The organism is Pseudomonas sp. SGAir0191, assembly GCF_002812565.2.
GTDB classification, from domain to species: domain Bacteria; phylum Pseudomonadota; class Gammaproteobacteria; order Pseudomonadales; family Pseudomonadaceae; genus Aquipseudomonas; species Aquipseudomonas parafulva_B.
Genome location: NZ_CP025035.2, coordinates 852,136 through 876,358, shown reverse-complemented (window position 1 = coordinate 876,358; position 24,223 = coordinate 852,136). Strand labels below are relative to the sequence as shown.

Sequence of the window (24,223 nt, the reverse complement as noted above, 5' to 3'; positions counted from 1 at the left end):
CAGCAAATGAATCAAGCAATTCGTGTGGGAGCTCATCAGCAGGCTGATGTCGTCGATTAAGGAGGTGATCCAGCCGCAGGTTCCCCTACGGCTACCTTGTTACGACTTCACCCCAGTCATGAATCACACCGTGGTAACCGTCCTCCCGAAGGTTAGACTAGCTACTTCTGGTGCAACCCACTCCCATGGTGTGACGGGCGGTGTGTACAAGGCCCGGGAACGTATTCACCGCGACATTCTGATTCGCGATTACTAGCGATTCCGACTTCACGCAGTCGAGTTGCAGACTGCGATCCGGACTACGATCGGTTTTGTGAGATTAGCTCCACCTCGCGGCTTGGCAACCCTCTGTACCGACCATTGTAGCACGTGTGTAGCCCAGGCCGTAAGGGCCATGATGACTTGACGTCATCCCCACCTTCCTCCGGTTTGTCACCGGCAGTCTCCTTAGAGTGCCCACCATAACGTGCTGGTAACTAAGGACAAGGGTTGCGCTCGTTACGGGACTTAACCCAACATCTCACGACACGAGCTGACGACAGCCATGCAGCACCTGTGTCAGAGTTCCCGAAGGCACCCATCCATCTCTGGAAAGTTCTCTGCATGTCAAGGCCTGGTAAGGTTCTTCGCGTTGCTTCGAATTAAACCACATGCTCCACCGCTTGTGCGGGCCCCCGTCAATTCATTTGAGTTTTAACCTTGCGGCCGTACTCCCCAGGCGGTCAACTTAATGCGTTAGCTGCGCCACTAAAATCTCAAGGATTCCAACGGCTAGTTGACATCGTTTACGGCGTGGACTACCAGGGTATCTAATCCTGTTTGCTCCCCACGCTTTCGCACCTCAGTGTCAGTATCAGTCCAGGTGGTCGCCTTCGCCACTGGTGTTCCTTCCTATATCTACGCATTTCACCGCTACACAGGAAATTCCACCACCCTCTACCGTACTCTAGCTTGCCAGTTTTGGATGCAGTTCCCAGGTTGAGCCCGGGGCTTTCACATCCAACTTAACAAACCACCTACGCGCGCTTTACGCCCAGTAATTCCGATTAACGCTTGCACCCTCTGTATTACCGCGGCTGCTGGCACAGAGTTAGCCGGTGCTTATTCTGTCGGTAACGTCAAAATTGCAGAGTATTAATCTACAACCCTTCCTCCCAACTTAAAGTGCTTTACAATCCGAAGACCTTCTTCACACACGCGGCATGGCTGGATCAGGCTTTCGCCCATTGTCCAATATTCCCCACTGCTGCCTCCCGTAGGAGTCTGGACCGTGTCTCAGTTCCAGTGTGACTGATCATCCTCTCAGACCAGTTACGGATCGTCGCCTTGGTGAGCCATTACCTCACCAACAAGCTAATCCGACCTAGGCTCATCTGATAGCGCAAGGCCCGAAGGTCCCCTGCTTTCTCCCGTAGGACGTATGCGGTATTAGCGTTCCTTTCGAAACGTTGTCCCCCACTACCAGGCAGATTCCTAGGCATTACTCACCCGTCCGCCGCTGAATCCAGGAGCAAGCTCCCGTCATCCGCTCGACTTGCATGTGTTAGGCCTGCCGCCAGCGTTCAATCTGAGCCATGATCAAACTCTTCAGTTCAATACTGCTTGGGTTTTTAAGAAACCCTAAACTTGGCTCAGCAATCTCAAATGACTATGTGATTTCTCGCATGGCCACTTGTGATGCTGATAATCTTTTTGACTATCAGTCCGTACTCACAAGCACCCACACGAATTGCTTGATTCGATTTGTTAAAGAGCGTTTGGCTGAGCGTGTTTCGTCTCAACCGAGGCGCGCATTCTACGCTTTCCTCATTGCCTGTCAAGCGTTTATTTTGAAGTTTGTTTCGAGAAACTCGTTCAACTTCAAACACTTGACTCGCTTCGATCTCTCGTAGCGGGAGGCGAATTCTACAGCATTTCAACACGCTGTCAACCTTCTTCTCAACCGCTGCCGATCTGTTCGATCGTAGCCTTTACAGCATCACCCGAACTAGCTAACCCATTGAATTTCAAGGAGTTTCGCGTTCCGATGTCGCTGGAAGTGGGGCGCATTATAAGGGGATTCGAAACCGCGTCAACCATTAATTTCAGAAATCGTGAGATAAGTGCCTGTCACCTTCCAATGCCACCTCAAGCCGCCCTCCCCTTGCTGCGGTTCACGCGCGCAAGCGAACGCGCAACAGCCGGTATCCTCAGCACCATCAACAACATCCCAATAAAGGCATAGACAGCCCACTCCCGCAGGTCAGATCGCACGATCCACAGAAAATGCAGCAGCCCCAGGCCCAGTACTGCGTAGACCAGCCTATGCAGCTTCTTCCACCGCGCGCCCAGGCGGCGCTGGCTGTAGCGATTGGACGTGACCGCCAACACCAGCAAACCCAGCAAACCAAGGGCACCCACGATGATGTACGGTCGCTTGCGCAGTTCTACCGTGAACTGCCCCCAGTCCAACCCCAGGATGAAGAACAGGTACGCCAGCACATGCAACACGATGTAGGCAAACACCCACAGCCCGAGCTGACGTCGCACCACGATCCAGCCCGGCCAACCGGTAACCCGCTGCAATGGCGTCATGCACAGGCTGATTAACAGAAACACCAAGGCGCCCAACCCCAACCGGTCCATCAACACCTTGCCCGGATCAGGGCCCAACAGGCTGGCCGATGCCTCATACAGCCACCAGGCCGGAAATAAGCAGCCTGCCATGAATATACCTAGACGAAACCAGGGATATCTCATCAGTAGTTCTTCCGCAGATCCAGCCCGTCATACAGCGACGCCACCTCATCGGCATAGCCGTTGAACATCTGTGTCTCTCGCACATTGGGACTGAACAGCCCGCTAGGCAACCTGCGTTCACGAGCCTGGCTCCAGCGCGGGTGGTCGACGGTCGGGTTCACGTTGGCATAGAAGCCATACTCATCCGGAGCCAACCCCTGCCAAGTGGTTTTCGGTTGCTCTGCCACCAGGCTGATGCGCACGATCGACTTGATGCTTTTGAAGCCATACTTCCAGGGCACGACCAACCTGAGCGGGGCCCCGTTCTGGTTCGGCAGCTCCCGGCCATACATACCGACTGCCAGGATGGCCAGCGGATGCATCGCCTCGTCCAGGCGCAGCCCCTCTTCATAAGGCCAATCGATCAATGCAAAGCCAGAACGCTGGCCGGGCATGCTCTTGGGATCCTCGAGGGTTTCGAAACGGACGTAACGGGCCTTGGAGGTGGGTTCGACCTGCTTGAGCACGTGCGCCAATGGGAAGCCTAGCCACGGAATGACCATCGACCACGCTTCCACGCAGCGAAGTCGATAGACACGCTCTTCGAGTTGGTAGGGTTTGACGAAGTCCTCCAGTGCATAGCGACCGGGTTTACCCACTTCCCCATCGATGACAACGCTCCAGGGTTCGGTCTTGAGGCTGCCTGCGTTGGCAGCCGGGTCGCCCTTGTCGGGCCCGAACTCATAGAAGTTGTTGTAGTGGGTGGCATCCTTGAAGGGGGTCACGGCTTCGTTCTGGACCGTCACCGCCTGCCAACGGGTACCGGGCAGCTTTTCGGCAAACCAGGCAGGCGCCTTGCCAGCCTGTACTTCAGGGTAGCGAGACGGCTCGCCGGCCAGAACGTTGCCCGGCAGCGTACCCAGTGCCAGACCCGCGAGCGAGCCGCCCATCAGGGTGCGGCGCGAGAGATAGAGGCCTTCAGGGGTGATCTCCGACGCCTTGCATTCGCAAGACCTGGGAAGCTTGATAAGCATGAGCGGCTCCATAGCACTAGGTAACGGATGTACCAGTAAGACTATGGAGCCGGAGGGTTATTCCACAATTAAGGGGTTGTCACCCTTTGCGACGACGCGAGCGCAGCAGGAACTGGATAGGGCCGGAAGCCGCATAGGCCAGGAAAGCCAGCAGCAGAATGCGCGGTGGATCGCTGAAGACCACTGCGAACACCAGCACCACGGCAAGGATCGCCACGAAAGGCACGCGCCCCTTGAGGTCAAGTTCCTTGAAGCTGTTGTACTTGATGTTGCTGACCATCAGCATGCCCGCAGCCGCCACCAACAGCGCCACCAGGAACGAGAGCTTCGAGCCCTGGATACCATAGTCGCTGAACGCCCATACCGTACCGGCCACCACGCCGGCTGCAGCCGGGCTGGCCAGGCCGATGAAGTAGCGTTTGTCGGCGGTGCCCACCTGTGTATTGAAACGCGCCAGACGAAGCGCAGCACCGGCCACATAAATGAAGGCCACCATCCAGCCGACCTTGCCCATGTCACCCAGCGCCCAGCCAAAGGCCAGCAGCGCGGGGGCCACGCCGAAGGCGACCATGTCCGACAGCGAATCGTACTCGGCGCCGAAGGCGCTCTGGGTATTGGTCATGCGCGCTACCCGGCCATCGAGGCCATCGAGCACCATGGCCACGAAGATGGCGATGGCAGCAAAGGCAAAATACTTGCTCGCTTCGCGCGGGTCGCCAGCGCTCAGGGCGCTCTGTGCGTTCATCGAACTGATGATGGAATAGAAACCAGCGAACAGGTTCGCGGTGGTGAACAGGTTGGGCAGCAGATAAATGCCGCGATGACGCACCTTGCGCCCTTCGTCGTCATGCCCCTCTTCAATGTGCTCATCGACAGGTAGCAGGCTTTCGGCGTCGGAGGGCTTGTTCGGCTCTTCGGGACGTTCGCTCATGGAGGGTACCTTGCAACAGGATGGAAAAAGTTCGACACGGGCCCGCTAAACAGGTTCTGACGGCGGGCCACTGGTCTGCTTTATACCAGAAGCTGGCTGCCAGAACGAAAAAACGCGGCCTAAGCCGCGTTTTTCATCGTTCGATAAACCTTAGTTCTTGGTCTTGTCGACGATCTTGTTGGCCGAGATCCACGGCATCATCGAACGCAGCTTCTCGCCGATGACTTCGATGCCGTGCGCGGCGTTGTTACGGCGCTTGGCGGTCATCGATGGGTAGTTGGTAGCGCCTTCGGAGATGAACATCTTCGCGTACTCGCCGTCCTGGATGCGCTTGAGTGCATTGCGCATGGCTTTACGGGATTCTTCGTTGATGACTTCCGGACCGGTCACGTACTCACCGTATTCGGCGTTGTTGGAGATCGAGTAGTTCATGTTGGCGATACCGCCTTCGTACATGAGGTCAACGATCAGCTTCAGCTCGTGCAAGCACTCGAAGTAGGCCATTTCCGGGGCATAGCCAGCTTCGACCAGGGTCTCGAAACCAGCCTTGACCAGTTCGACGGTACCGCCACACAGCACGGCCTGCTCGCCGAACAGGTCGGTTTCGGTCTCGTCCTTGAAAGTGGTTTCGATGATGCCGGTACGGCCACCGCCTACACCCGAGGCGTAGGACAAGGCGACGTTCTTGGCGTTGCCCGAAGCATCCTGGTAGATGGCGATCAGGTCAGGGATACCGCCACCTTTGACGAACTCGGAGCGCACGGTGTGACCCGGGGCTTTCGGCGCGATCATGATCACGTCGAGGTCGGCACGTGGAACCACTTGGTTGTAGTGGATCGCGAAGCCATGGGAGAACGCCAGGGTAGCGCCCTTCTTGATGTTCGGTTCGATTTCCTGCTTGTACAGCTGGCCCTGGAATTCGTCCGGGGTCAGGATCATGACCAGGTCGGCAGCGGCGACTGCCGAAGCTACGTCGGTCACTTTCAGGCCGTGGGCTTCTGCCTTGGCAACGGTGGCCGAACCTTTACGCAGACCGATAGTGACGTCCACACCGGAGTCTTTCAGGTTGCACGCCTGAGCGTGGCCCTGGGAGCCGTAGCCGATGATGGCGACTTTCTTACCCTGGATGATGGAAAGGTCGCAGTCTTTATCGTAGAAAACTTTCATGAAATACCCCTGGTTATATCCCGGCCCCAATGGAGCCATCGCTAATTTATTGTTGAATTCAGATGCTGAGCACTTTGTCGCCACGGGCAATGCCGGTAACGCCGCTGCGCACGGTTTCGAGAATCGATGCAGTGCCGATGGCCTGGATGAAGCTGTCCAGCTTGTCGCTGGTGCCGCTCAGTTGCACGGTGTACACGCTGGCAGTCACATCGACGATCTGGCCACGGAAGATATCCGTGGTGCGCTTGATCTCGGCACGCTGGGCACCGGTGGCCTTGACCTTGACCAGCATCAGCTCGCGTTCGATATGAGCGCTTTCCGACAGGTCGACAAGCTTGACCACTTCGACCAGCTTGTTCAGGTTCTTGGTGATCTGTTCGATCACTTCGTCATGGCCAACGGTGGTCAACGTCAGGCGCGACAGGGTCGGGTCTTCGGTCGGCGCCACGGTCAGGCTTTCAATGTTGTAGTTGCGCTGGGAGAACAGGCCGACCACACGGGACAAGGCACCCGGTTCGTTTTCCAGCAGCAGGGAAATGATGTGCCGCATATCAGGTACGCTCCGTCTTGCTCAGCCACATGTCACGCATCGAGCCGTCCTTGATCTGCATCGGATAGACATGCTCGCTGCGGTCAACCGCGATGTCGATGAACACCAGGCGATCCTTCATCGCGAAGGCCTCTTCAAGCTTGGGCTTGAGGTCCTTCAGGCTGGTGATGCGGATGCCCACATGGCCATAGGCCTCGGCCAGCTTGATGAAGTCAGGCAGCGACTCGACATAAGAGTGCGAGTGACGGCCGTTGTAGGCCATGTCCTGCCACTGGCGAACCATGCCCAGCACACCATTGTTCATGTTGACGATCTTGACCGGCAGGCCGTACTGCATGCAGGTCGACAGCTCCTGGATATTCATCTGGATGCTGCCTTCGCCGGTTACACAGGCAACGTCCTGATCCGGGAAATTGAGCTTGATGCCCATCGCTGCCGGGAAGCCGAAGCCCATCGTGCCCAGGCCACCGGAGTTGATCCAGCGGTTGGGTTTGTTGAAGCGGTAGTACTGGGCAGCGAACATCTGGTGCTGGCCCACGTCCGAGGTCACGAAGGCATCGCCGTTGGTGACTTCGCACAGCGTCTCGATGACTTTCTGCGGCTTGATGACATTGCCGTCGCCCTTGTCATAAGGGAACAGTTCGCCATCGCCACGCCATTCATCGATCTGCTTCCACCAGGCATCTAGCGACGCCTTCTCAGGCTGTTCGCCGATTTCCTTGAGAATGCCGATCATCTCGGACAACACGCTGTCCACTGGGCCAACGATCGGTACGTCGGCCTTGATCATCTTGGAGATCGAAGCCGGGTCGATGTCGATATGGATGATCTTGGCGTTCGGGCAGAACTTGGCCGGGCCGTTGACCACACGGTCGTCGAAACGCGCACCGACGGCGAAGATGACATCGGCGTTGTGCATGGCCATGTTGGCAGTGAAGCTGCCATGCATACCCAGCATGCCAAGGAACTGGCGATCGGTACCCGGGAAGCAGCCCAACCCCATCAGGGTATTGGTGACTGGCAGGTTCAGCGACTTGGCGATCTCGGTCAGGGACTCGGACCCACCACCCAGGATCACGCCGCCGCCGGCGTAGACGATCGGGCGCTTGGCGGCCAGCAACATTTCTGCCGCCTTGCGAATCTGCCCGGAATGCCCGCGCACCGCCGGGCTGTAAGAGCGCAGCTTGACCTTCTTGGGGTACACGTACTCGAATTTTTCAGCCGGGTTGGTCATGTCCTTGGGGATATCGACCACCACCGGGCCTGGGCGGCCGGATTGCGCCAGGTAGAATGCTTTTTTCAGGATTTCCGGAATCTCGGTCGGGTTCTTGATCATGAAGCTGTGCTTCACGATAGGCCGGGAGATACCGATCATGTCGGTTTCCTGGAAGGCATCGGTACCTACCATGGTGCTAGGCACCTGGCCGGACAGGATGACCATCGGAATGGAGTCCATGTAGGCAGTGGCAATGCCCGTGATGGCATTGGTCGCACCCGGGCCGGACGTCACCAGCACCACGCCGGCCTTGCCGGTAGCGCGGGCGTAGCCGTCAGCCATGTGCGTCGCCGCCTGTTCGTGGCGAACCAGGATGTGCTCGACTTCCGGTTCCTTGAACAGCGCGTCGTAAACGTGCAGGAGAGCACCACCAGGGTACCCGTAGATGTGCTTAACGCCTTCGTCACGCAAGAAGCGGACGACCATCTCAGCGCCAGATAAAAGCTCCACGTTGTTCACCTCTAAAACGCCAGAATACCGCCCCAACAGGCGGGTCTTAATAGGTTTACTGCCAAGCAGAGCATGAGCGAACGTCAGCACTGACTGAGCAAGTATTGGGAGCTCCCCAGAGTGTTGCGGGGGTTTCCCACCCAGCGCGAGGTAACGCGTTGCGGGGTGTAACAGGTCGGCGCGGGTGTGCGCCTCATGATCTGCTTAGCGGGTCTGCTTCTGGCAGTCCCACTACAGCGGAAGTTGGATTCTTGTGATTTGGCGGCGACAAGTCAAGAAAAATTATTGCCAATTTTCAGCCAAGATGAATTCCTGGCACCACTAAAAATCACTAAAGCAGCAGAAAAATTAAGATTTCCATAAAAAAGGGCCACAATCTGCGGCCCTTGAAGGAAAATTGGAAGAAATCAGGCGGTCGGGGCGATCAATTGGTCGAATGCTGCCAACAGCCGGCGCAGCTCCCGGCTCTGCTCCGGCCGGTCCACGAATACGGTTTCAGCCATGGTGAGAATCCCCGACGCGTTGGGCAATGGGTGACCCAACTCGATGATGATCTTCATGCGCGGCAGAAAAATCCACTGCAGCCACTGCTCGAAACGCAGGGTGTCGACCGCGAAGGGCACCGTGCTCTCCAGTGCATCGTCCTCAGGCGCCTCGTCGTCCCACCAACCTTGCACCTGCAACTCACGCTCAATCAGCATCAGGTGGTCGGCAATGGCCAGTACCCGCGGCTGCACCGTCACGAGCTCACCCGTGCTTTTTGCCGCGCCTGCGCTGCCCCGGCACTGTCGCCTTGCTTTTCACGCGCCTGGGCGATCGTGTTCCACAACTCGGCCTGAAGACTCGGCCGCCCATTGGCATAGGTCAGCGCACGACGCGCCAACTGCTCGGCCTGCGGGGCGTCACCCTGGGACAGCCTGACCTGCGCCAACCGGTAGAGTACCTGCGGCTCCCGCGGCGCGATCCGCTGGGCCCGCTCCAGGCTCGAGGCAGCGCCGTTGAAATCGCCGCTGCCCTGCTGCGTCTGGGCGGTGGTCAGCAGTGCCAGCACCGGCCCATCGAGCTGTTCGTCAGCAGACAACCCGCCGCCAGCGCCGCTACGCGGGATACCGGTTGGCGCGCTGCTGGCCTTGGGGGCCGATGCGCTGTTCATCGACGCAATATCGAAAGGCTCGTCGGCAATGGGATTCGGGTCGGTGGTGATCGGTTGGGTGTTGACTGGCTCGGTGGTGATCGGCGTCGTGCTGATAGGCGCCGCGCCATTGCCGGCAGGGAACGTCTGGATGCCGGACGCCCCGGCCCCCTGGGGAATCATCACAGTAACGCCGGAGTCTTCCGGCAGGGTCTGCGCCTGGGGCGTGCCGGCATTGATGCCAGGGGCCTGGCGCTTGGCCGTGACGCGCTCGCTGTTGGACACGCGGGTACTGGAGTCGACCACCGGGATATTGCCGCGAGGCACGCTGGAGCACCCCTGGAGCACCGCCAGCGCCGTCACGGCAGGAAACAGCCACTTGTTCACGTCACACCTCTTCAATGCAGCCTGTGCTTAATTCATCCAGCCCTTGACCCAGTCCATGACCGATTCAGCTGGATTCTGCTCGCCGCCACAGGTCGCGCCGGCAGGCGGTTCACTCCCGCGAATATACGGCATCTGCACGGCGCCCGGACAGCTGCTGTCAGACCCCTGGCCGCTGTACGGATCAATCCAGGCCTGCACCACGTTGTCGGGCTGGGGCATGTCGAGCGGCAGTGGGTCGGCTTTTTTCATGAAGCTGGTCCACACCTGCAGCGCGCCGGTAGCGCCGGTGAAGGGCGTTTTACCGTTGTCGTCGCGGCCCATCCAGACCACCGCCAGCAGGTCCTGGCTGAAGCCTGAGAACCAGCTGTCACGCGAATCGTTGCTGGTACCGGTCTTGCCCGCCAGGGTGAGGGTACGCGGCAAGGTGTTGTACACCGAGCGCCCGGTGCCTTCCCGCATGACCCGCTGCATGGCGTTCTGCACCAGGTAGATGGCCGCAGGGTCGAACGTCTGCTGGATCTGGAACGGATAGCGCTTGAGCGGCTCCCCTTCGGCCGTCAGTACGCTGCGAATACCGCGCATCGGCGTGTTGAAGCCACCGTTGGCCAGGGTCTGGTACATGGTCGCGACCTGCATCGGCGACATCCCGCCTGCACCCAGCAACATCGATGGGAACGCCGGCCAGTCCACGTCCACACCCAGTCGCCCAATGGTCTTGATCACGTTCGGCACACCCACTTCCAGGCCAAGCTTGGCGGTGGAGAGGTTGTACGAATGCGCCAGCCCCTGGTACAGGTAGATGGTGCCGTGCGAACGCCTGTCGTAGTTCTGCGGGCGCCACACCTGCCCGTTGGCAGCCTTGACCGAGAACGGTTCGTCCTGCACCCAGCTGGTCAGGGTGTACTTGCTCGGCTGCTCGAGGGCCGTCAGGTACACCGCCGGTTTGACCAGCGAACCAATCGGGCGCACGGCATCGATGGCGCGGTTGAAACCGGCGAAGCCCGACTGGCGGCTGCCGATCAGGGCCTGCACCTCGCCGGTTTCAGGGTTGGTCACGACCATCGCCGATTCCACCTCGTCGGCGCCCTTGCGCCCGGCCAGGCGCTTGAACGTCTCGTTCATCGAGGTTTCGGCTTTCATCTGCAGGATCGGGTCGAAGCTGGTGAAAATTCGCAGCCCCTCTTCGGTCAAGTCTTCGTCGCGGTAGTCCTGGCGCAGCTGGCGCTTGACCAGGTCCAGGAAGGCCGGGAACGAGCTGTCGGCCAAGCTGCCGCGCTTGGTGACGCCCAGGGGCATCTTCTTCGCCGCATCCACTTCGGCCTGGCTGGCCACGCCCTGCTCGGCGACCAGGTCCAGTACCAGGTTACGCCTGGCCAACGCACGTTCCGGGTAACGGCGCGGGTTGTAGTAGGACGGGCCCTTGACCATGCCAACCAACAATGCGACCTGGTGCAGCTTGAGCTCAGACAACGGCTGGCTGAAGAAGAACTGGCTGGCCAGGCCGAAACCATGCACGGCACGCTGGCCGTCCTGGCCGACGAACACCTCGTTGAGGTAGGCCTCCAGAATCTCGCGCTTGTCGTAATGCAGTTCCAGCAAGACCGCCATCATCGCCTCGGTCAGCTTGCGGCTCAGGCTGCGCTCACTGGTGAGGTAGAAGTTCTTGACCAGCTGCTGGGTCAGGGTACTGCCGCCCTGGCGCATCGATCCGGATGAGGTATTGACCCACATGGCCCGCGCGATGGATTTGGGCGACACGCCCATGTGACTGTAGAAATCACGGTCTTCGGTGGCCACAAGGGTTTCGAGCAGGTACTTGGGCACCTGGTCGATCTTGATCAGGATGCGATCCTCGAGGTTCTTGGGGTAGATGCCGCCGATCATCAGCGGCTCCAGCCGGACCACATCCAAGGCCTTGCCATTGGCGCCCGCAAGCCCTGCCACGTAATCACCGGAAAACCGTACACGCACGAACTGGGCAGGTTCCATGCCCTCATAGAACTGGAAGCCACGGGTATTGAGGTCCACCGTGTTGCCGTTCACCGCTGCCGCGCCTGGCCCGTTGGCGGCACTTTCACGGCGATAACCCAGCGCGTCGAGTTCGGTGAGGAAATCGTCCTTGCTCAGTTTCTGGCCGGTGAACAGCTCCAGCGGCCTGGCATACACCTTGGCAGGGATGGTCCAGCGCTTGCCGGAAAACTTTTCCTGCACGACGGCATCGAGGTAGACCGCGAAGCCGGCGATGATCACCAAGCCGACCAGACTGAGCTTCAAAGCCCAGCCCAGCCAGGCACGGGAGCGGCCGGTCGGGCGTTTTTTAGGGGTACGGGAATTTCGAGATCGAGTCATGGCGGCGGATTATACGCACTTTACTGAGGCTGGGCAGGCGGCCCGGCGGTAGGCAGGGACGGCACCATTGACCATAATGGCCGATTCGAATTCCCTGCCCCCGGAAGGATTTCCCGTGAGCCAAGCCCTCATCACTGCGTTGCAGAACCCTGCCCTGTACCCCCACCCCGTGGATGGGTTCCACCTCATCGAGACGCATATCTCCTGGGTATTGCTCACGGGTGAGTATGCCTACAAGATCAAGAAGCCGATGAACTTCGGCTTCCTCGACTTCACCCACCTGGATCAGCGCCAGCACTTCTGCAACGAAGAACTGCGCCTGAATCAGCGCCTGACCGACGGTCTGTACCTGGAGGTGCTGCCGATCACCGGCAGCCCCGACGCCCCGCAGATCGGTGGAGAGGGCCAGGCAATCGAGTTCGCCTTGAAAATGCGTCAGTTCCCACAGGGACAGATGCTGTCCACACTTCAGGCCAACGGTGAGCTGACCGCTGCCCATGTCGACCAGATGGCCCGCCAGATCGCCGAATTCCACCTGCAGGCGCCTCGCGTCCCCGTGGAGCACCCGCTGGGTACGCCCGAGAGCGTGATGGCACCGGTGGAACAGAACTTCGAACAAATCCGTCCGTTTCTGAGCGACAAGGCCGACCTGCAACAGCTCGACGCCCTACAAGCCTGGGCGCGCAGCAGTTTTGACCGTTTGCATGGGCTGCTCGAACGCCGCAAGGCCGAAGGTTTCATTCGCGAATGCCACGGTGACATTCACCTGGGCAATGCCACGCTGATTGATGGCCAGGTGGTGATCTTCGATTGCATCGAGTTCAATGAGCCCTTCCGCCTGACCGACGTCTATGCCGACACCGCCTTCCTGGCCATGGACCTGGAGGACCGTGGGCTCAAGTGCCTGGCCCGGCGTTTCATCAGCCAGTACCTGGAACTGACCGGGGACTATGAAGGGCTGGAATTGCTCAACTTCTACAAGGCCTACCGCGCACTGGTACGTGCCAAGGTCGCGCTGTTCAGCATGCCTGCCGACGCCGATGGCGTACAGAAGGCCACGACCCTACGCACCTACCGCAACTACGCCAATCTCGCAGAAAGCTACAGCGCCATCCCTTCACGCCTGCTGGTCATTACCCATGGGGTTTCGGCTGTCGGCAAGAGCCACGTGGCCATGCGCCTGGTCGAAGCGCTGGGCGCCGTGCGCGTGCGCTCGGACGTGGAACGCAAACGTCTGTTCGGCGAGCAGGCGCAAGATGCGACAGGCCAGTTGAGCGCAGGCATCTACGACCAAGAGGCCAGTGCAGCCACTTACCAGCGGCTTCATCACATTGCGGCTACCGTGCTGCGGGCAGGCTTGCCGGTGGTGCTCGACGCCACCTACCTCAAGCATGCACAGCGCCAGGCTGCCGCCGACGTCGCCAGCCAAACTGGCGTACCGTTCCTGATCCTCGATTGCCATGCCCCGGATGCCGTGATCAGCAGCTGGTTGCAGCAACGCCAGGCGCAAAGCCAGGACCCGTCGGACGCCACCCTGGAAGTCGTCCAGGCTCAGCAGGCAAGCCGTGAGCCGTTGGCTGCCGAGGAAGTCGCGTTGAGCACGTTGGTAGATACCCAGGCGAGTAGCAGCATGGACCGTGTCATCGAGCAAATCCGTCAGCGCTTGCCCGGGCTCTGATGCCTGACACGGCAGGATGCCATTTCAAGCAACGCGCCTTCGACCTGCGGCCTTGTTAAAAGGCCGCGCACGTGTCCTGCCCCGCTACACTTCCTCTAGCGGCATCCGCTCTTTCCTCAACCACCGCAAGGAGGCGTGATGAGCGAGGATCTTTACTGCCTGAAAAACCTTGGCAAGACTTCAGTCCAGTGGCTGAGGGCTGCCGGGGTGCAAAGCTCGTCGGATTTGCGGCGGCTTGGCGCAGTTCAGGCCTACCTGGCGGTGAAGGCTCGCGGCTTTCGCGCTACCAATGTCCTGCTGTTCGCCATCGAGGGCGCCCTGCTGGATGTGAACTGGAGAGCACTGCCGCATGCGCGCAAGGCGGCACTGCTCGAACAGTTGGAATCCGCGACTCAGCGCGAGGCGAAAAATTAAGTGCAATAAGCTATTGACCCATGAATGAGAATCGTTATGATTATCACAACTGGTCGCCAGACTGGTTGGATAACCTCAGAGCCCTTGGTTCGGACTCTCAGATTATCTCCTCATCAGGCTAATCACGGTTATTGACCCGGCAATTTGCCGGGTCTTTTTTTGCCTCGCTGTTCAGGTCGAATGTCCGATCGACTTCAAGAACACACCCTGCTGCTATTTCAGCGGGCGATGACCAATGGATGCCCCCGCTCAGGATGCGCCTGCACGATGACGTCGATTCCGAAGACGGCCTTGAGCGCCTTTGGGGTAAGCACACTGGCAGGGCTGTCCAGGGCGTAACTGCGTCCCTGTTCCAGTAACAGGATCCGGTCGCAGTACCGTGCTGCAAGATTAAGGTCATGCAGAATGAGCAAAACGCCAGCGCCACGGTCCGCGAAACGACGCACCGCCTCCAGGGTTGTATGCTGGTGCAGAGGGTCGAGCATGGAGGTAGGCTCGTCGAGCAGCAACGTCACGCCCTCTCCCCCCGGCCACAACTGCGCCATCACCCGTGCCAGGTGCACCCGCTGGCGCTCGCCACCCGACAACGCCAAATAACTGCGTTGTGCAAGGTGGGTCGCGTCTGCCGCCTGCAATGCCGCCTCCACAATCTGCGCGTCACGCTGGCGCCCGGTGGCGTGTGGCATGCGCCCCATGCCCACGACGTCCTGCACCTGGAAGGCAAAGCCTAGGCTGGCCACCTGCGGCAACACCGCCAACCGTTGCGCGCGCTCGGGGCCGGCCCAGTCCGACAGCAGACGCCCTTGCAGCGTCACCCGCCCCTGCGCAGGCACGAGTTCGCCACTGAGCGCCCCCAGCAGGCTGCTCTTGCCCGCACCGTTAGGGCCCAATACACCGACGATCTGCCCAGGCGCCAGCTGCAGGTCGATACCCCGCAGAACGTCCTGTTGACCACGGCGCAGGTAGAGGCCTTCGGCTTGCAGCATCACGCGCGTCCTCGGATCAGCAGGTACAGGAAAAACGGTGCGCCAATGAAGGCAGTGACGATACCGATGGGAAGTTCGGCAGGCGCCAACAGCAGCCGCGCTAGCAGATCGGCCATCAGCATCAAAGCGCCCCCTGCCAACAACGAGGCAGGCAATACCACCCGATGATCAGGGCCGGCCAGCAGTCGCACCAGGTGCGGCACCACCAGGCCAACGAACCCGATCAAGCCGGCTGCAGCCACTGCCGCCCCGACGCCCAATGCCGTGCAGAACACCAACTCCCGCTTCAAGCGCTCGACGTCGATACCCAGGTGCCGGGCTTCGGACTCCCCCAGCATCAACACATTGAGCGCCCTCGCCCGGCGAGGCAGCCAGAGCGAGATGCCCGTCGCGACCAGCAGCAGAGGCCAGATCCGCGCGTAACTGGCGCCATTGAGGCTGCCAAGGTTCCAGAACGTCAGGGTGCGCAGGGTGGCGTCATCGGCCAGGTAGCTGAAAAGCCCCACGGTCGCGCCGCCCAGTGCGGTCATGGCAACCCCGGCCAGCAGCATGGTAGCCACATTGGTTTGCCCGTCGCGCCTGCCCAGCCGGTAGACCAGCGCGGTCACACCCAGTCCGCCGAGAAACGCACACAGCGACAACAGATACGGTGACAAACCCTCGGGGACGTTACCCAGCCACCGAGCCCCAACGATCGCGACTGCCGCCCCAACCGCCGCTCCGGCCGCCACGCCCACCAGCCCAGGGTCTGCCAGTGGGTTGCGAAACAACCCCTGCATGGCCACCCCGGACAAGGCCAGCACTGCGCCTACAGCCAGCCCCAGCAGCGTGCGCGGTAGGCGGATCTGGCCAATGATCATCTGTGCCTGCTGCAAACCCTCCGCTGAAAGCGGCACACCCACAAGCCGCAAGCTGGCCTGCAGCGTATCGGTCAACGGCAGGCTTACGGGCCCCAACGACAACGAAAGCAGGATGGCGAGCATGCATGCCAAGCCCAGCCAGATGAACAACGTGCGCGGTCGGACCCGCGGCCTCATGGCGCGAAGCGGATGTTGGCCGAAGGATAGAATGCTGCCGCCAGCACCTGAAGGCTGGCGGGCAAGCGCGGCCCCAGCCCTCCGACCAGCAGGGTCGGGTCGAGCTGAACCAGGCGCTGATCGCGCACTGCACGCGAGGCGGCCAGGGATGGATTTTCTTTCAACAGCGCCTGCAAGGCGGCTTGATCGGCGAGCACGCGGTCCGAGAACACGATGACATCCGGGTCCAACGCCGCGAGCGCCTCGCTGGAAAAGTCCTTGTAGCCCTGATGGGTTGCAAGGTTACGTCCCCCGGCCTGCTTCAAGACCCAGTCCCCTGCCGTGCCGGCGCCTGCCAGCAGCGGCCTGGCACCTGCATGACCTACCAGCAACACCACGCCGGGCGCGGGCTGCCCGGCTTGTGCCTGGCGTACGTTGTCGTGCAGCTGGTCGAGCTGATGGCGAAAGTCTGCGGTCGCACGTGCAGCCTGTGCCTGGGCCCCCAGCAGCTCGCCCAGGCGCTTGAGGTTCTGTCCGACGGCATCGATATCGGGCTGGCTGGAGAACACCTCGACGGGCACGCCGGCCCTGGTAATTTGTGCCAGCACCGGCGCCGGGCCCATTTCATCCGTACCTATCAACCTATCCGGGCGCAGGCTCAGAATGCCTTCAGCGGACAACTGGCGCTGATAACCAATGCTGGGCAGCGCTTTCAATGAGGCTGGGTGTTGGCTGGTGGTATCGACGCCGACCAGCCGCGGCTCAGCGCCCAACGCCACCACCCACTCGCTCAAGGCGCCGCCCGCACTGACCCAACGGCTCGGCTGGTCGGCTGCCAGGGCCTTGGCGCAGAGCAGTGGGCTGGCGGCGAGAACAAGCACGGCGGCAAGGCGACGCATCATTGGATTTCCTTCATCGGTTTGGCCCCCACACCTTGTAGCGGGCGGCAGAACTGCGCACCATGCAAAGCCAGGCGCAGCGAATGACAGCCATTTGATAATTGTTCGCATTGACGCGTCAAGTCGATCACCGCACCCAGAGTCAGGCCTGCCATGCACTTTCTTTGCCCCTCCCACGGCTTGCCCGAAGGCCAGAGCCGCCCGTTCGACGTAGACGGCGTACTCCTGCTGGGCGTTCGCCGCCAAGGTAGCGTTTATCTCTACCGCAACCGCTGCCCGCACCGTGGCATTGCCTTGAACGGGCCGCAGGAACGTTTTCTGGACGACAGCAACAGCCTTATTCACTGTAGCCACCACGGCGCGCTGTTTCTGATCGAAACAGGCGAATGCGTGTCCGGGCCGTGCGAAGGCGAGGCGCTGCAGGCCCTGGACTGCCTCGAAGACAGCCAGGGCATCTGGCTCAAGGCGTAAGGATCACCGGCAGCCGTCGGTCGATGACGATGCCCTCGGCATCCAGCCGGGTCCCATAGGCCAGCACTTCGACCCCCTCGGCCGCCGCAGCCTTCAGGGCCTGGGCATAGGCCATATCGATGTCGTCGGCCGGTCGCACGGCCTCGATACCCGTCAGGTTCACGCAATACAGCTGAACCGCCCGTATGCCCTGGCGCGCCAGCTTGGCCAGCTCGCGCAGGTGCTTGGCACCGCGCTGGGTGACGGCGTCCGGAAACGCTGCCGTGGTGCTGTCGGCGTAGCCCAGGGTCACGCTTTTGACTTCCACATAAGCCGGTGCACCGTCGAATTCCAGACGAAAATCGATACGACTGCCTTCTTCACCGTAGGCCACTTCTCGCTTGAGTGCGGTGAAGCCTGCCAATTCGGTGATGATGCCCGCACGCAGCGCCTCCTCCACCAACGCGTTGGCACGGCCGGTGTTGATGCAGGCCAGCCTCCCTTGTGGGGTTTCGCTGATTTCCCAGGTGCCTGGCAGCTTGCGTTTCGGGTCGCTGGAGCGACTGAACCACACCAGGCCACCCTCGTGCATGCAATTGAGCATGGAGCCGGTGTTGGGGCAATGAATCGTCAGTTGCTCGCCAGTGGGCAGTTCGATGTCGGCCAGAAAGCGCTTGTACCGGCGCAGCAGCCGACCTTGTTCAAGGGCAGGAGAAAAACGCATCAGCCCTGCCAGCTCTGCAGGCCACGGGCGATACGCTGGACCGCTTGTTCCAGACGCGGGAGGCTCTGGGTGTAGGCGAAACGTACATGATGGCCGGCCAGGTGGCGACCGAAGTCCAGCCCCGGGGTAAACGCCACGTGTTCGGTTTCCAGGAAATGTCGGCAGAACGCGAAGGCATCCCCCCCGAAGGCGCTGATATCGGCATACAGGTAAAACGCCCCCTGGGGCTCCACGGCGATTTCGAAGCCCAGACTGCGCAGGGCTGGCAGCAGGTAGTCACGGCGTTTGGCAAATTCCGCACGACGCGCCTCGAAGATACCGAGCGCCTCTGGCTGGAAGCAGGCCAGCGCTGCGTGCTGGGCCATGCTGGGTGCGCTGATGTAGAGGTTTTGCGCCAGTTTCTCAAGGTCAGCCACGGCATCTTCGGGTGCCACCAGCCAACCCAGGCGCCAGCCGGTCATGCCGAAATATTTGGAAAAGCTATTTAGCACGAAGGCCGAATCGTCGACTTCGAGCACGCTGGGCGCGTCCATGCCATAGGTCAGGCCGTGGTAGATCTCGTCCACAACCAGATGACCGGCGCGGGCGCGCGTGGCCTGGGCAAGGCTGGCCAGCTCATCACGCCCCAGTACAGTCCCCGTCGGGTTGGCAGGTGAAGCCACCAGAGCGCCGACCGTATCGGCGTTCCAGTGTGTGTGCACCAGCCCTGCATCGAGCTGATAGTTCACCTCAGGCCCTACCGGCACCAACTGCGCCCCACCCTCGACCAGGCGCAGAAAGTGGCGATTGCACGGGTAGCCCGGGTCGGCCAGCAGCCAATGTTTGCCGGGATCGACCAGCAGGCTGCTGGCCAGCAGCAGCGCACCGGAGCCACCTGGCGTGATCAGGATGCGCTCCGGGTCAACGTCAAGACCATAGCGCTGGCCATAGAAACCGGCGATTGCCTGGCGCAGTGCAGGCAGACCGCGGGCGGCTGTGTACCGGGTGTGGCCTTCGGCAAGGGCGGCCTGCCCTGCGGCGACGATGGGCGCTGCCGTGGTGAAGTCCGGCTCGCCGATCTCGAGGTGGATCACGTCATGCCCGGCTGCCTGCAGCTCATTGGCACGCGCCAGCAGCGCCATGACATGGAAGGGTTCGATGGCGCGGCTGCGCGCACTGTAGGGTTGGGCCATGTCCTTCTCTCAATCGGGTCTAAACTTTGGATTCTACCCTTGCATGCAATCGAACGTACGGTTTGCGCCGGTGTCAGTAAGCAGGATCGGGCGGGCTAGCGCACCCCCGATCTATCTGGTAAGTTCGGCGGCTCGCAGTCGCAGGGCCGGCGGTCGCCGGAGATGGAGCATCCTGCGCATAGGATCAGATGAGTGAGAGGCGGTCTATTCATGTCCACCGTAGAAAAGCAAAAAACCGGTCAAACCATGTACGGTGTCGAGCCCTATCAAGAGACCAAGGGCGAAGAATACATGGGTGAGCCCATGAAGAAGCACTTCACCAAGCTTCTCAATGCCTGGAAAGGCGAGCTCATGCAGAGCGTGGACCGCACCGTGGACCACATGAAGGACGAAGCGGCGAACTTCCCCGACCCGGCCGACCGTGCCAGCCAGGAAGAAGAATTCGCCCTCGAGCTGCGTAACCGCGACCGCGAGCGCAAGCTGATCAAGAAAATCGACAAGACCCTGCAGAAGATTCAGGACGCAGAATACGGCTGGTGCGATTCCTGCGGTATCGAGATCGGCCTGCGCCGTCTGGAAGCCCGTCCTACCGCTGACCTGTGCTTCGACTGCAAGGAAATTGCCGAGAAGAAAGAAAAGACCGTCGGCAAAGGCTGATCGTCTTCTTCTCCAGCCGGGGCGCATCATGCGCCCCGCTTCATTTATATGCCCTGCCCGACCATGACCCAGTCCCGTTACACCGGCCGCTTCGCCCCCACCCCCAGCGGTTTCCTGCACTTCGGCTCCCTGGTAGCCGCCCTGGCTTCCTGGCTGGACGCCCGAGCCGTGGACGGGCGTTGGCTGCTGCGCATGGAGGACACCGACCCGCCACGGGAAATGCCCGGCGCGCGCGATGCCATCTTGCAAACCCTGGAACGCTACGGCCTGGAATGGGATGGCGAAGTGGCCTTTCAGAGCCAGCGCTTTGATGCCTATGCCAGCGTGGTCGACCGCCTGTTCAACATGGGCCTGGCCTACGCCTGCACCTGTTCGCGCAAGCAGCTGGAAGCGTACGGCGGTATCTACCCCGGTTTTTGTCGCAATGCCGGGCACGCCCGCGAAGGTGCGGCCATTCGTATCCGGGTGCCGGAGCTGTCCTACCGTTTCACCGACCGGGTGCAAGGTGAGTACCAGCAGCACCTGGGCCGGGAAGTGGGCGACTTCGTCATCCAGCGCCGTGACGGGCTCTATGCCTATCAGTTGGCAGTGGTGCTCGATGACGCCTGGCAGGGCATCACCGACATCGTGCGCGGTGCCGACCTGCTCGACAACACCCCCCGTCAGTTGTACCTGCAGGAGCTGCTGGGTTTCACGCAGCCGCGCTATCTGCATGTGCCGCTGATCGTCCAGCCTGATGGCCACAAGCTGGGCAAGTCCTACCGCTCGCCGCCCCTGCAGGCCGACCAGGCTACTCCGCTGCTGCTGCGGGCGCTCAGGGCACTGGGCCAGGACACGCCCGCGCAGCTCGCAAGCGCCACCCCAGCCCAAGTACTGGCCGTGGCACGTGCCCAGTGGCGGCCCGAACGCATTGCCCAGCGCACCGCGGTCCCTGAGGCCGACTTGCGCTAGGCCGGGTTTCGATAACCCGCCCGCCTGAATCAAAAGGCCATGAAATTCAAACCCTTGGCCAACGCTGCCGATTCCCGCTAGCATCCGCCACGCCGTATGCGCCAATAATAGATCCACACCCGCAGCGCCCAACCGTCGAGGCCCGCATGTACATCTATCGTTTGGTCCTGCTTCTGGTCGTGGGGATCTACCTGTTCTCCCCGGCCATCATGGACTGGTGGATCGAGCCCACCGGAGCCTGGTACCGCCCGTACCTGCTCTGGCTCATCCTGATCGTCGTCACTTTCATCCTGCAGAGCCAACGAGATGCCGATGAGCTTTAGCCTGACCCAGATGATCCTGATCAGTGCCGGCTACCTGCTGGTGCTGTTCGGCGTGGCCTGGGTCAGCGAACGCGGCTTGATACCGCGCTCGATCATCCGCCACCCCCTTACCTACACATTGTCGCTGGGGGTCTATGCCAGCGCCTGGGCGTTTTACGGATCGGTGGGGCTGGCCTACCAGTACGGCTATGGCTTCCTGGCCTGTTACCTGGGGGTTTCAGGGGCATTCCTGTTGGCGCCGGTGTTGCTGTATCCGATCCTTAAAATCACCCGTACCTACCAGTTATCGTCCCTGGCCGACCTGCTGGCCTTCCGCTTTCGCAGCACCTGGGCCGGGGCGCTGACCACGGTGATCATGCTGATCGGGGTATTGCCGCTGCTTGCTCTGCAGATCCAGGCCGTGGCCGATTCCATCAGCATCCTCACCGGGGAGCCGGTCAAGGCCCGGGTAGCGTTCGCTTTCTGTGCCCTTATCATCCTGTTCACCATCTTCTTCGGCTCAAGGCACATCGCCACCCGTGAGAAGCACGAGGGGCTGGTCTTCGCCATCGCCTTCGAGTCGGTGATCAAGCTCATCTCCCTGGGTGGCATCGGCCTTTATGCGCTGTATGGCGTTTTCGGCGGGCCCCATGGCCTGGAGGTCTGGTTGCTGCAGAACCAGACGGCGCTGGCGGCCCTGCACACGCCTTTGCAGGAGGGCCCGTGGCGCACCTTGCTGCTGGTGTTCTTCGCCTCGGCGATCGTCATGCCGCACATGTACCACATGGCGTTCACCGAAAACCTCAACCCGCGTTCGCTGGTCAGCGCCAGCTGGGGGCTGCCGCTGTTTCTGCTGCTGATGAGCCTGGCCGTGCCCCTGGTGCTATGGGCCGGCTTGCGCCTGGGCGCCAGTACCAACCCGGAATACTTCACCCTGGGGCTGGGCATCGCGGCCAACAACCAGGCCTTGGCCCTGTTGGCCTATGTCGGGGGGCTTTCGGCAGCCAGCGGGCTGATCATCGTGACCACCCTCGCCCTCTCGGGCATGGCGCTCAATCACCTGGTCCTGCCCCTGTACCAGCCGCCTGCCGAGGGCAACATCTACCGCTGGCTGAAGTGGACGCGCCGGGCCTTGATCGTGGCGATCATCACCGCCGGTTTCATGTTCTACCTCACCCAGAGCAGCCACCAGAGCCTGGCCAACCTGGGCATCGTCGCGTTCGTGGCCACCTTGCAGTTCCTGCCAGGGGTCCTGTCGGTGCTGTACTGGCCCACGGCGAATCGGCGGGGGTTCATTGCCGGCCTGGTGGCAGGCACCCTGGTGTGGATGGGCACCATGCTGCTGCCACTACTGGGTAACCTGCAGGGTTTCTACATCCCCTCGCTGGACATGATCTACGTACTGGACGACACCAGCTGGCACATGGCAGCCATTGCATCGCTGGCCGCCAACGTGCTGCTGTTCACCTTGATTTCCCTGTTCACCAATGCCAGCAACGAGGAGGTGGCCGCCGCCGAAGCCTGCGCCGTCGACAACGTCCGCCGCCCCCAGCGCCGCGAACTGCATGCGGCCTCGCCGCAGGAGTTCGCCACCCAACTGGCCAAGCCACTGGGCGCCAAGGCCGCACAGAAGGAAGTGGAGCAAGCCCTGCGCGACCTGTACCTGCCCTTCGACGAGCGGCGCCCCTACGCCCTGCGTCGGCTGCGCGACCGCATCGAGGCCAACCTCTCCGGCCTGATGGGCCCAAGCGTGGCCCAGGACATGGTGGAGACCTTCCTGCCCTACAAGTCGGGCAATGAAAACTATGTGACTGAAGACATCCACTTCATCGAAAGCCGGCTGGAGGACTACCACTCGCGCCTGACCGGCCTGGCTGCCGAACTCGACGCCTTGCGCCGCTATCACCGCCAGACGCTTCAGGAGCTGCCGATGGGGGTATGCTCCCTGGCCAAGGACCAGGAAATCCTCATGTGGAACAAGGCCATGGAAGAGCTGACCGGCATCGCTGCCAAGCACGTGGTCGGTTCGCGCCTGATCACCATTGCCGAACCCTGGCGTGGCCTGCTGCAAGGCTTCATCAATGTGCCGGATGAACACTTGCACAAACAGCGCCTGGCCCTGGACGGCCAGCCGCGCTGGCTGAACCTGCACAAGGCCGCCATCGACGAACCGCTGGCCCCAGGCAATAGTGGCCTGGTGCTGCTGGTGGAAGACCTGACCGAAACCCAGGCCCTGGAAGAGAAGCTGGTGCACTCCGAACGCCTGGCGAGTATCGGCCGCCTGGCGGCGGGTGTGGCCCACGAGATCGGCAACCCGATCACCGGCATCGCCTGCCTTGCGCAGAACCTGCGCGAGGAGCGCGAAGGCGATGGAGAAATCATCGAGCTGTCCAGCCAGATCCTCGAACAGACCAAGCGGGTGTCGCGCATCGTGCAATCGCTGATGAGCTTCGCCCACGCAGGCGGCAGCCATCAGAACAGCGAAGAGCCCGTGTGCCTGGCAGAAGTGGCCCAGGATGCCATTGGCCTGCTGGCCTTGAATCGGCGCAACTTCGACGTGCAGTTCTTCAACCTGTGCGACCCCGACCACTGGGCAGAGGGTGACCCGCAACGCCTGGCCCAGGTGCTGATCAATCTGCTGTCCAACGCGCGGGACGCGTCTCCACCCGGCAGCGCGATTCGCGTGCGCACCGTGGGCTGCGAGCACACGGTCGACCTGATCGTGGAGGACGAGGGCAGCGGCATTCCGAAGAACATCATGGATCGCCTGTTCGAACCCTTCTTCACCACCAAGGACCCTGGCGAGGGAACCGGGCTGGGCCTTGCGCTGGTCTATTCCATCGTGGAGGAGCATTATGGACAAATCACCATCGACAGCCCGGCCGATATCGAACGGCAACGTGGCACCCGGATCCGCGTGACCCTGCCCCGGCATGTCGTAGCGACGTCCCCCGAAAATCGAGACCGTCGAGAGAATTGA

The 24,223-nt window shown here is 61.2% G+C and carries 22 protein-coding genes and 1 rRNA gene; 7 read left to right on the top strand and 16 right to left on the bottom strand.

The window, feature by feature from the left end; all coding sequences use genetic code 11:
- Positions 1–57 precede the first annotated feature (57 nt).
- The 10 genes from CWR53_RS03920 to mrcB all read right to left on the bottom strand — a co-directional run bounded on the left by CWR53_RS03920 (position 58) and on the right by mrcB (position 11,994).
- Positions 58–1,594 (bottom strand): 16S ribosomal RNA (locus CWR53_RS03920).
- A 533-nt stretch (positions 1,595–2,127) separates the two neighbouring features.
- The gene (gene msrQ / locus CWR53_RS03915; protein ID WP_100850870.1) at positions 2,128–2,739 is read right to left on the bottom strand and encodes a protein-methionine-sulfoxide reductase heme-binding subunit MsrQ; all 612 of its coding nucleotides are present in this window, start codon (positions 2,737–2,739) and stop codon (positions 2,128–2,130) included.
- Positions 2,739–3,752 carry a protein-methionine-sulfoxide reductase catalytic subunit MsrP gene (gene msrP, locus CWR53_RS03910; RefSeq protein WP_058604732.1) on the bottom strand — a complete coding sequence of 338 codons (1,014 nt, stop codon included), beginning with the start codon at positions 3,750–3,752 and terminating at the stop codon, positions 2,739–2,741. The genes msrQ and msrP overlap by 1 nt, the downstream gene beginning before the upstream one ends.
- A 79-nt stretch (positions 3,753–3,831) precedes the next feature.
- Positions 3,832–4,683: a CDP-diacylglycerol--serine O-phosphatidyltransferase gene (gene pssA, locus CWR53_RS03905; RefSeq protein ID WP_023533151.1), complete on the bottom strand. Its 852-nt coding sequence runs from the start codon at positions 4,681–4,683 to the stop codon at positions 3,832–3,834.
- Between the two features lie 150 nt (positions 4,684–4,833).
- Entirely contained in the window at positions 4,834–5,850 is a 1,017-nt protein-coding gene (ilvC, locus tag CWR53_RS03900) for a ketol-acid reductoisomerase (protein WP_058604733.1), read from the bottom strand.
- A 58-nt stretch (positions 5,851–5,908) separates the two neighbouring features.
- Entirely contained in the window at positions 5,909–6,400 is a 492-nt protein-coding gene (gene ilvN, locus CWR53_RS03895) for an acetolactate synthase small subunit (protein WP_003250040.1), read from the bottom strand.
- Between the two features lies 1 nt (position 6,401).
- Positions 6,402–8,126, bottom strand: a complete 1,725-nt coding sequence (locus tag CWR53_RS03890) for an acetolactate synthase 3 large subunit (RefSeq protein WP_100852582.1) — start codon at positions 8,124–8,126, stop codon at positions 6,402–6,404.
- Between the two features lie 407 nt (positions 8,127–8,533).
- A complete protein-coding gene (locus CWR53_RS03885; protein WP_375335481.1) occupies positions 8,534–8,863 on the bottom strand; it encodes a YqcC family protein in 330 nt (109 codons plus the stop codon).
- A 2-nt stretch (positions 8,864–8,865) separates the two neighbouring features.
- Positions 8,866–9,645: a tetratricopeptide repeat protein gene (locus tag CWR53_RS03880; protein ID WP_100850869.1), complete on the bottom strand. Its 780-nt coding sequence runs from the start codon at positions 9,643–9,645 to the stop codon at positions 8,866–8,868.
- A gap of 27 nt (positions 9,646–9,672) precedes the next feature.
- Positions 9,673–11,994 (bottom strand): penicillin-binding protein 1B, encoded by a 2,322-nt coding sequence (gene mrcB, locus CWR53_RS03875; protein ID WP_100850868.1) that lies wholly within the window; start codon positions 11,992–11,994, stop codon positions 9,673–9,675.
- Between the two features lie 115 nt (positions 11,995–12,109).
- On the opposite strand from mrcB, the gene CWR53_RS03870 reads away from it, so the two are divergent.
- Together CWR53_RS03870 and CWR53_RS03865 are read left to right on the top strand one after the other, a co-directional pair.
- On the top strand, positions 12,110–13,672 hold the full coding sequence (locus tag CWR53_RS03870) for a bifunctional aminoglycoside phosphotransferase/ATP-binding protein (RefSeq protein WP_100850867.1): 1,563 nt from the start codon (positions 12,110–12,112) through the stop codon (positions 13,670–13,672).
- Positions 13,673–13,810: 138 nt separating this feature from the next.
- Entirely contained in the window at positions 13,811–14,086 is a 276-nt protein-coding gene (locus tag CWR53_RS03865; RefSeq protein ID WP_058604737.1) for a TfoX/Sxy family protein, read from the top strand.
- Between the two features lie 218 nt (positions 14,087–14,304).
- Here CWR53_RS03865 and CWR53_RS03860 read toward each other — a convergent pair whose 3' ends face one another.
- Genes CWR53_RS03860 through CWR53_RS22905 form a run of 4 tightly spaced genes read right to left on the bottom strand, consistent with a single transcriptional unit; the run spans position 14,305 to position 17,142 of the window.
- Positions 14,305–15,072: a heme ABC transporter ATP-binding protein gene (locus tag CWR53_RS03860; RefSeq protein ID WP_100850866.1), complete on the bottom strand. Its 768-nt coding sequence runs from the start codon at positions 15,070–15,072 to the stop codon at positions 14,305–14,307.
- Entirely contained in the window at positions 15,072–16,055 is a 984-nt protein-coding gene (locus CWR53_RS03855) for an iron ABC transporter permease (RefSeq protein ID WP_181405463.1), read from the bottom strand. Before CWR53_RS03855 ends, CWR53_RS03860 begins: the two co-directional genes overlap by 1 nt.
- A gap of 50 nt (positions 16,056–16,105) precedes the next feature.
- Positions 16,106–16,990 carry a hemin ABC transporter substrate-binding protein gene (locus tag CWR53_RS03850; RefSeq protein ID WP_100850864.1) on the bottom strand — a complete coding sequence of 295 codons (885 nt, stop codon included), beginning with the start codon at positions 16,988–16,990 and terminating at the stop codon, positions 16,106–16,108.
- Complete coding sequence (locus CWR53_RS22905; protein ID WP_153302481.1) at positions 16,987–17,142, bottom strand: hypothetical protein; 156 nt, start codon at positions 17,140–17,142, stop codon at positions 16,987–16,989. The genes CWR53_RS03850 and CWR53_RS22905 overlap by 4 nt, the downstream gene beginning before the upstream one ends.
- Between CWR53_RS22905 and CWR53_RS03845 the strand changes: the two genes are divergently transcribed.
- On the top strand, positions 17,141–17,458 hold the full coding sequence (locus tag CWR53_RS03845) for a Rieske 2Fe-2S domain-containing protein (protein ID WP_058604741.1): 318 nt from the start codon (positions 17,141–17,143) through the stop codon (positions 17,456–17,458). The genes CWR53_RS22905 and CWR53_RS03845 overlap by 2 nt on opposite strands.
- Here CWR53_RS03845 and sfsA read toward each other — a convergent pair.
- Both sfsA and CWR53_RS03835 read right to left on the bottom strand, forming a co-directional pair.
- Positions 17,448–18,161 (bottom strand): DNA/RNA nuclease SfsA, encoded by a 714-nt coding sequence (sfsA, locus tag CWR53_RS03840; RefSeq protein WP_100850863.1) that lies wholly within the window; start codon positions 18,159–18,161, stop codon positions 17,448–17,450. The two genes, CWR53_RS03845 and sfsA, sit on opposite strands and share 11 nt — an antisense overlap.
- The gene (locus CWR53_RS03835; protein WP_100850862.1) at positions 18,161–19,333 is read right to left on the bottom strand and encodes a pyridoxal phosphate-dependent aminotransferase; all 1,173 of its coding nucleotides are present in this window, start codon (positions 19,331–19,333) and stop codon (positions 18,161–18,163) included. Before CWR53_RS03835 ends, sfsA begins: the two co-directional genes overlap by 1 nt.
- Before the next feature lie 210 nt (positions 19,334–19,543).
- Between CWR53_RS03835 and dksA the strand changes: the two genes are divergently transcribed.
- The 4 genes from dksA (at position 19,544) to CWR53_RS03815 (ending at position 24,223) form a co-directional block, all read left to right on the top strand.
- Positions 19,544–19,990 carry an RNA polymerase-binding protein DksA gene (gene dksA, locus CWR53_RS03830; protein ID WP_058604744.1) on the top strand — a complete coding sequence of 149 codons (447 nt, stop codon included), beginning with the start codon at positions 19,544–19,546 and terminating at the stop codon, positions 19,988–19,990.
- Positions 19,991–20,053: 63 nt separating this feature from the next.
- On the top strand, positions 20,054–20,941 hold the full coding sequence (gene gluQRS / locus CWR53_RS03825) for a tRNA glutamyl-Q(34) synthetase GluQRS (protein WP_181405462.1): 888 nt from the start codon (positions 20,054–20,056) through the stop codon (positions 20,939–20,941).
- A 146-nt stretch (positions 20,942–21,087) separates the two neighbouring features.
- A complete protein-coding gene (locus CWR53_RS03820; protein WP_003250005.1) occupies positions 21,088–21,264 on the top strand; it encodes a hypothetical protein in 177 nt (58 codons plus the stop codon).
- Positions 21,248–24,223: a sensor histidine kinase gene (locus tag CWR53_RS03815; protein ID WP_181405461.1), complete on the top strand. Its 2,976-nt coding sequence runs from the start codon at positions 21,248–21,250 to the stop codon at positions 24,221–24,223. Before CWR53_RS03820 ends, CWR53_RS03815 begins: the two co-directional genes overlap by 17 nt.

What these genes read in the sequence shown, in the direction of transcription:
- msrQ (WP_100850870.1), bottom strand. Translation starts at nt 2,739, where the DNA reads ATGAGATATCCCTGGTTTCGTCTAGGTATATTCATGGCAGGCTGCTTA.
- msrP (WP_058604732.1), bottom strand. Translation starts at nt 3,752, where the DNA reads ATGCTTATCAAGCTTCCCAGGTCTTGCGAATGCAAGGCGTCGGAGATC.
- pssA (WP_023533151.1), bottom strand. Translation starts at nt 4,683, where the DNA reads ATGAGCGAACGTCCCGAAGAGCCGAACAAGCCCTCCGACGCCGAAAGC.
- ilvC (WP_058604733.1), bottom strand. Translation starts at nt 5,850, where the DNA reads ATGAAAGTTTTCTACGATAAAGACTGCGACCTTTCCATCATCCAGGGT.
- ilvN (WP_003250040.1), bottom strand. Translation starts at nt 6,400, where the DNA reads ATGCGGCACATCATTTCCCTGCTGCTGGAAAACGAACCGGGTGCCTTG.
- mrcB (WP_100850868.1), bottom strand. Translation starts at nt 11,994, where the DNA reads ATGACTCGATCTCGAAATTCCCGTACCCCTAAAAAACGCCCGACCGGC.
- CWR53_RS03865 (WP_058604737.1), top strand. Translation starts at nt 13,811, where the DNA reads ATGAGCGAGGATCTTTACTGCCTGAAAAACCTTGGCAAGACTTCAGTC.
- CWR53_RS03860 (WP_100850866.1), bottom strand. Translation starts at nt 15,072, where the DNA reads ATGCTGCAAGCCGAAGGCCTCTACCTGCGCCGTGGTCAACAGGACGTT.
- CWR53_RS03855 (WP_181405463.1), bottom strand. Translation starts at nt 16,055, where the DNA reads ATGCTCGCCATCCTGCTTTCGTTGTCGTTGGGGCCCGTAAGCCTGCCG.
- CWR53_RS03850 (WP_100850864.1), bottom strand. Translation starts at nt 16,990, where the DNA reads ATGATGCGTCGCCTTGCCGCCGTGCTTGTTCTCGCCGCCAGCCCACTG.
- CWR53_RS03845 (WP_058604741.1), top strand. Translation starts at nt 17,141, where the DNA reads ATGCACTTTCTTTGCCCCTCCCACGGCTTGCCCGAAGGCCAGAGCCGC.
- CWR53_RS22905 (WP_153302481.1), bottom strand. Translation starts at nt 17,142, where the DNA reads ATGGCAGGCCTGACTCTGGGTGCGGTGATCGACTTGACGCGTCAATGC.
- sfsA (WP_100850863.1), bottom strand. Translation starts at nt 18,161, where the DNA reads ATGCGTTTTTCTCCTGCCCTTGAACAAGGTCGGCTGCTGCGCCGGTAC.
- CWR53_RS03835 (WP_100850862.1), bottom strand. Translation starts at nt 19,333, where the DNA reads ATGGCCCAACCCTACAGTGCGCGCAGCCGCGCCATCGAACCCTTCCAT.
- dksA (WP_058604744.1), top strand. Translation starts at nt 19,544, where the DNA reads ATGTCCACCGTAGAAAAGCAAAAAACCGGTCAAACCATGTACGGTGTC.
- gluQRS (WP_181405462.1), top strand. Translation starts at nt 20,054, where the DNA reads ATGACCCAGTCCCGTTACACCGGCCGCTTCGCCCCCACCCCCAGCGGT.
- CWR53_RS03820 (WP_003250005.1), top strand. Translation starts at nt 21,088, where the DNA reads ATGTACATCTATCGTTTGGTCCTGCTTCTGGTCGTGGGGATCTACCTG.
- CWR53_RS03815 (WP_181405461.1), top strand. Translation starts at nt 21,248, where the DNA reads ATGCCGATGAGCTTTAGCCTGACCCAGATGATCCTGATCAGTGCCGGC.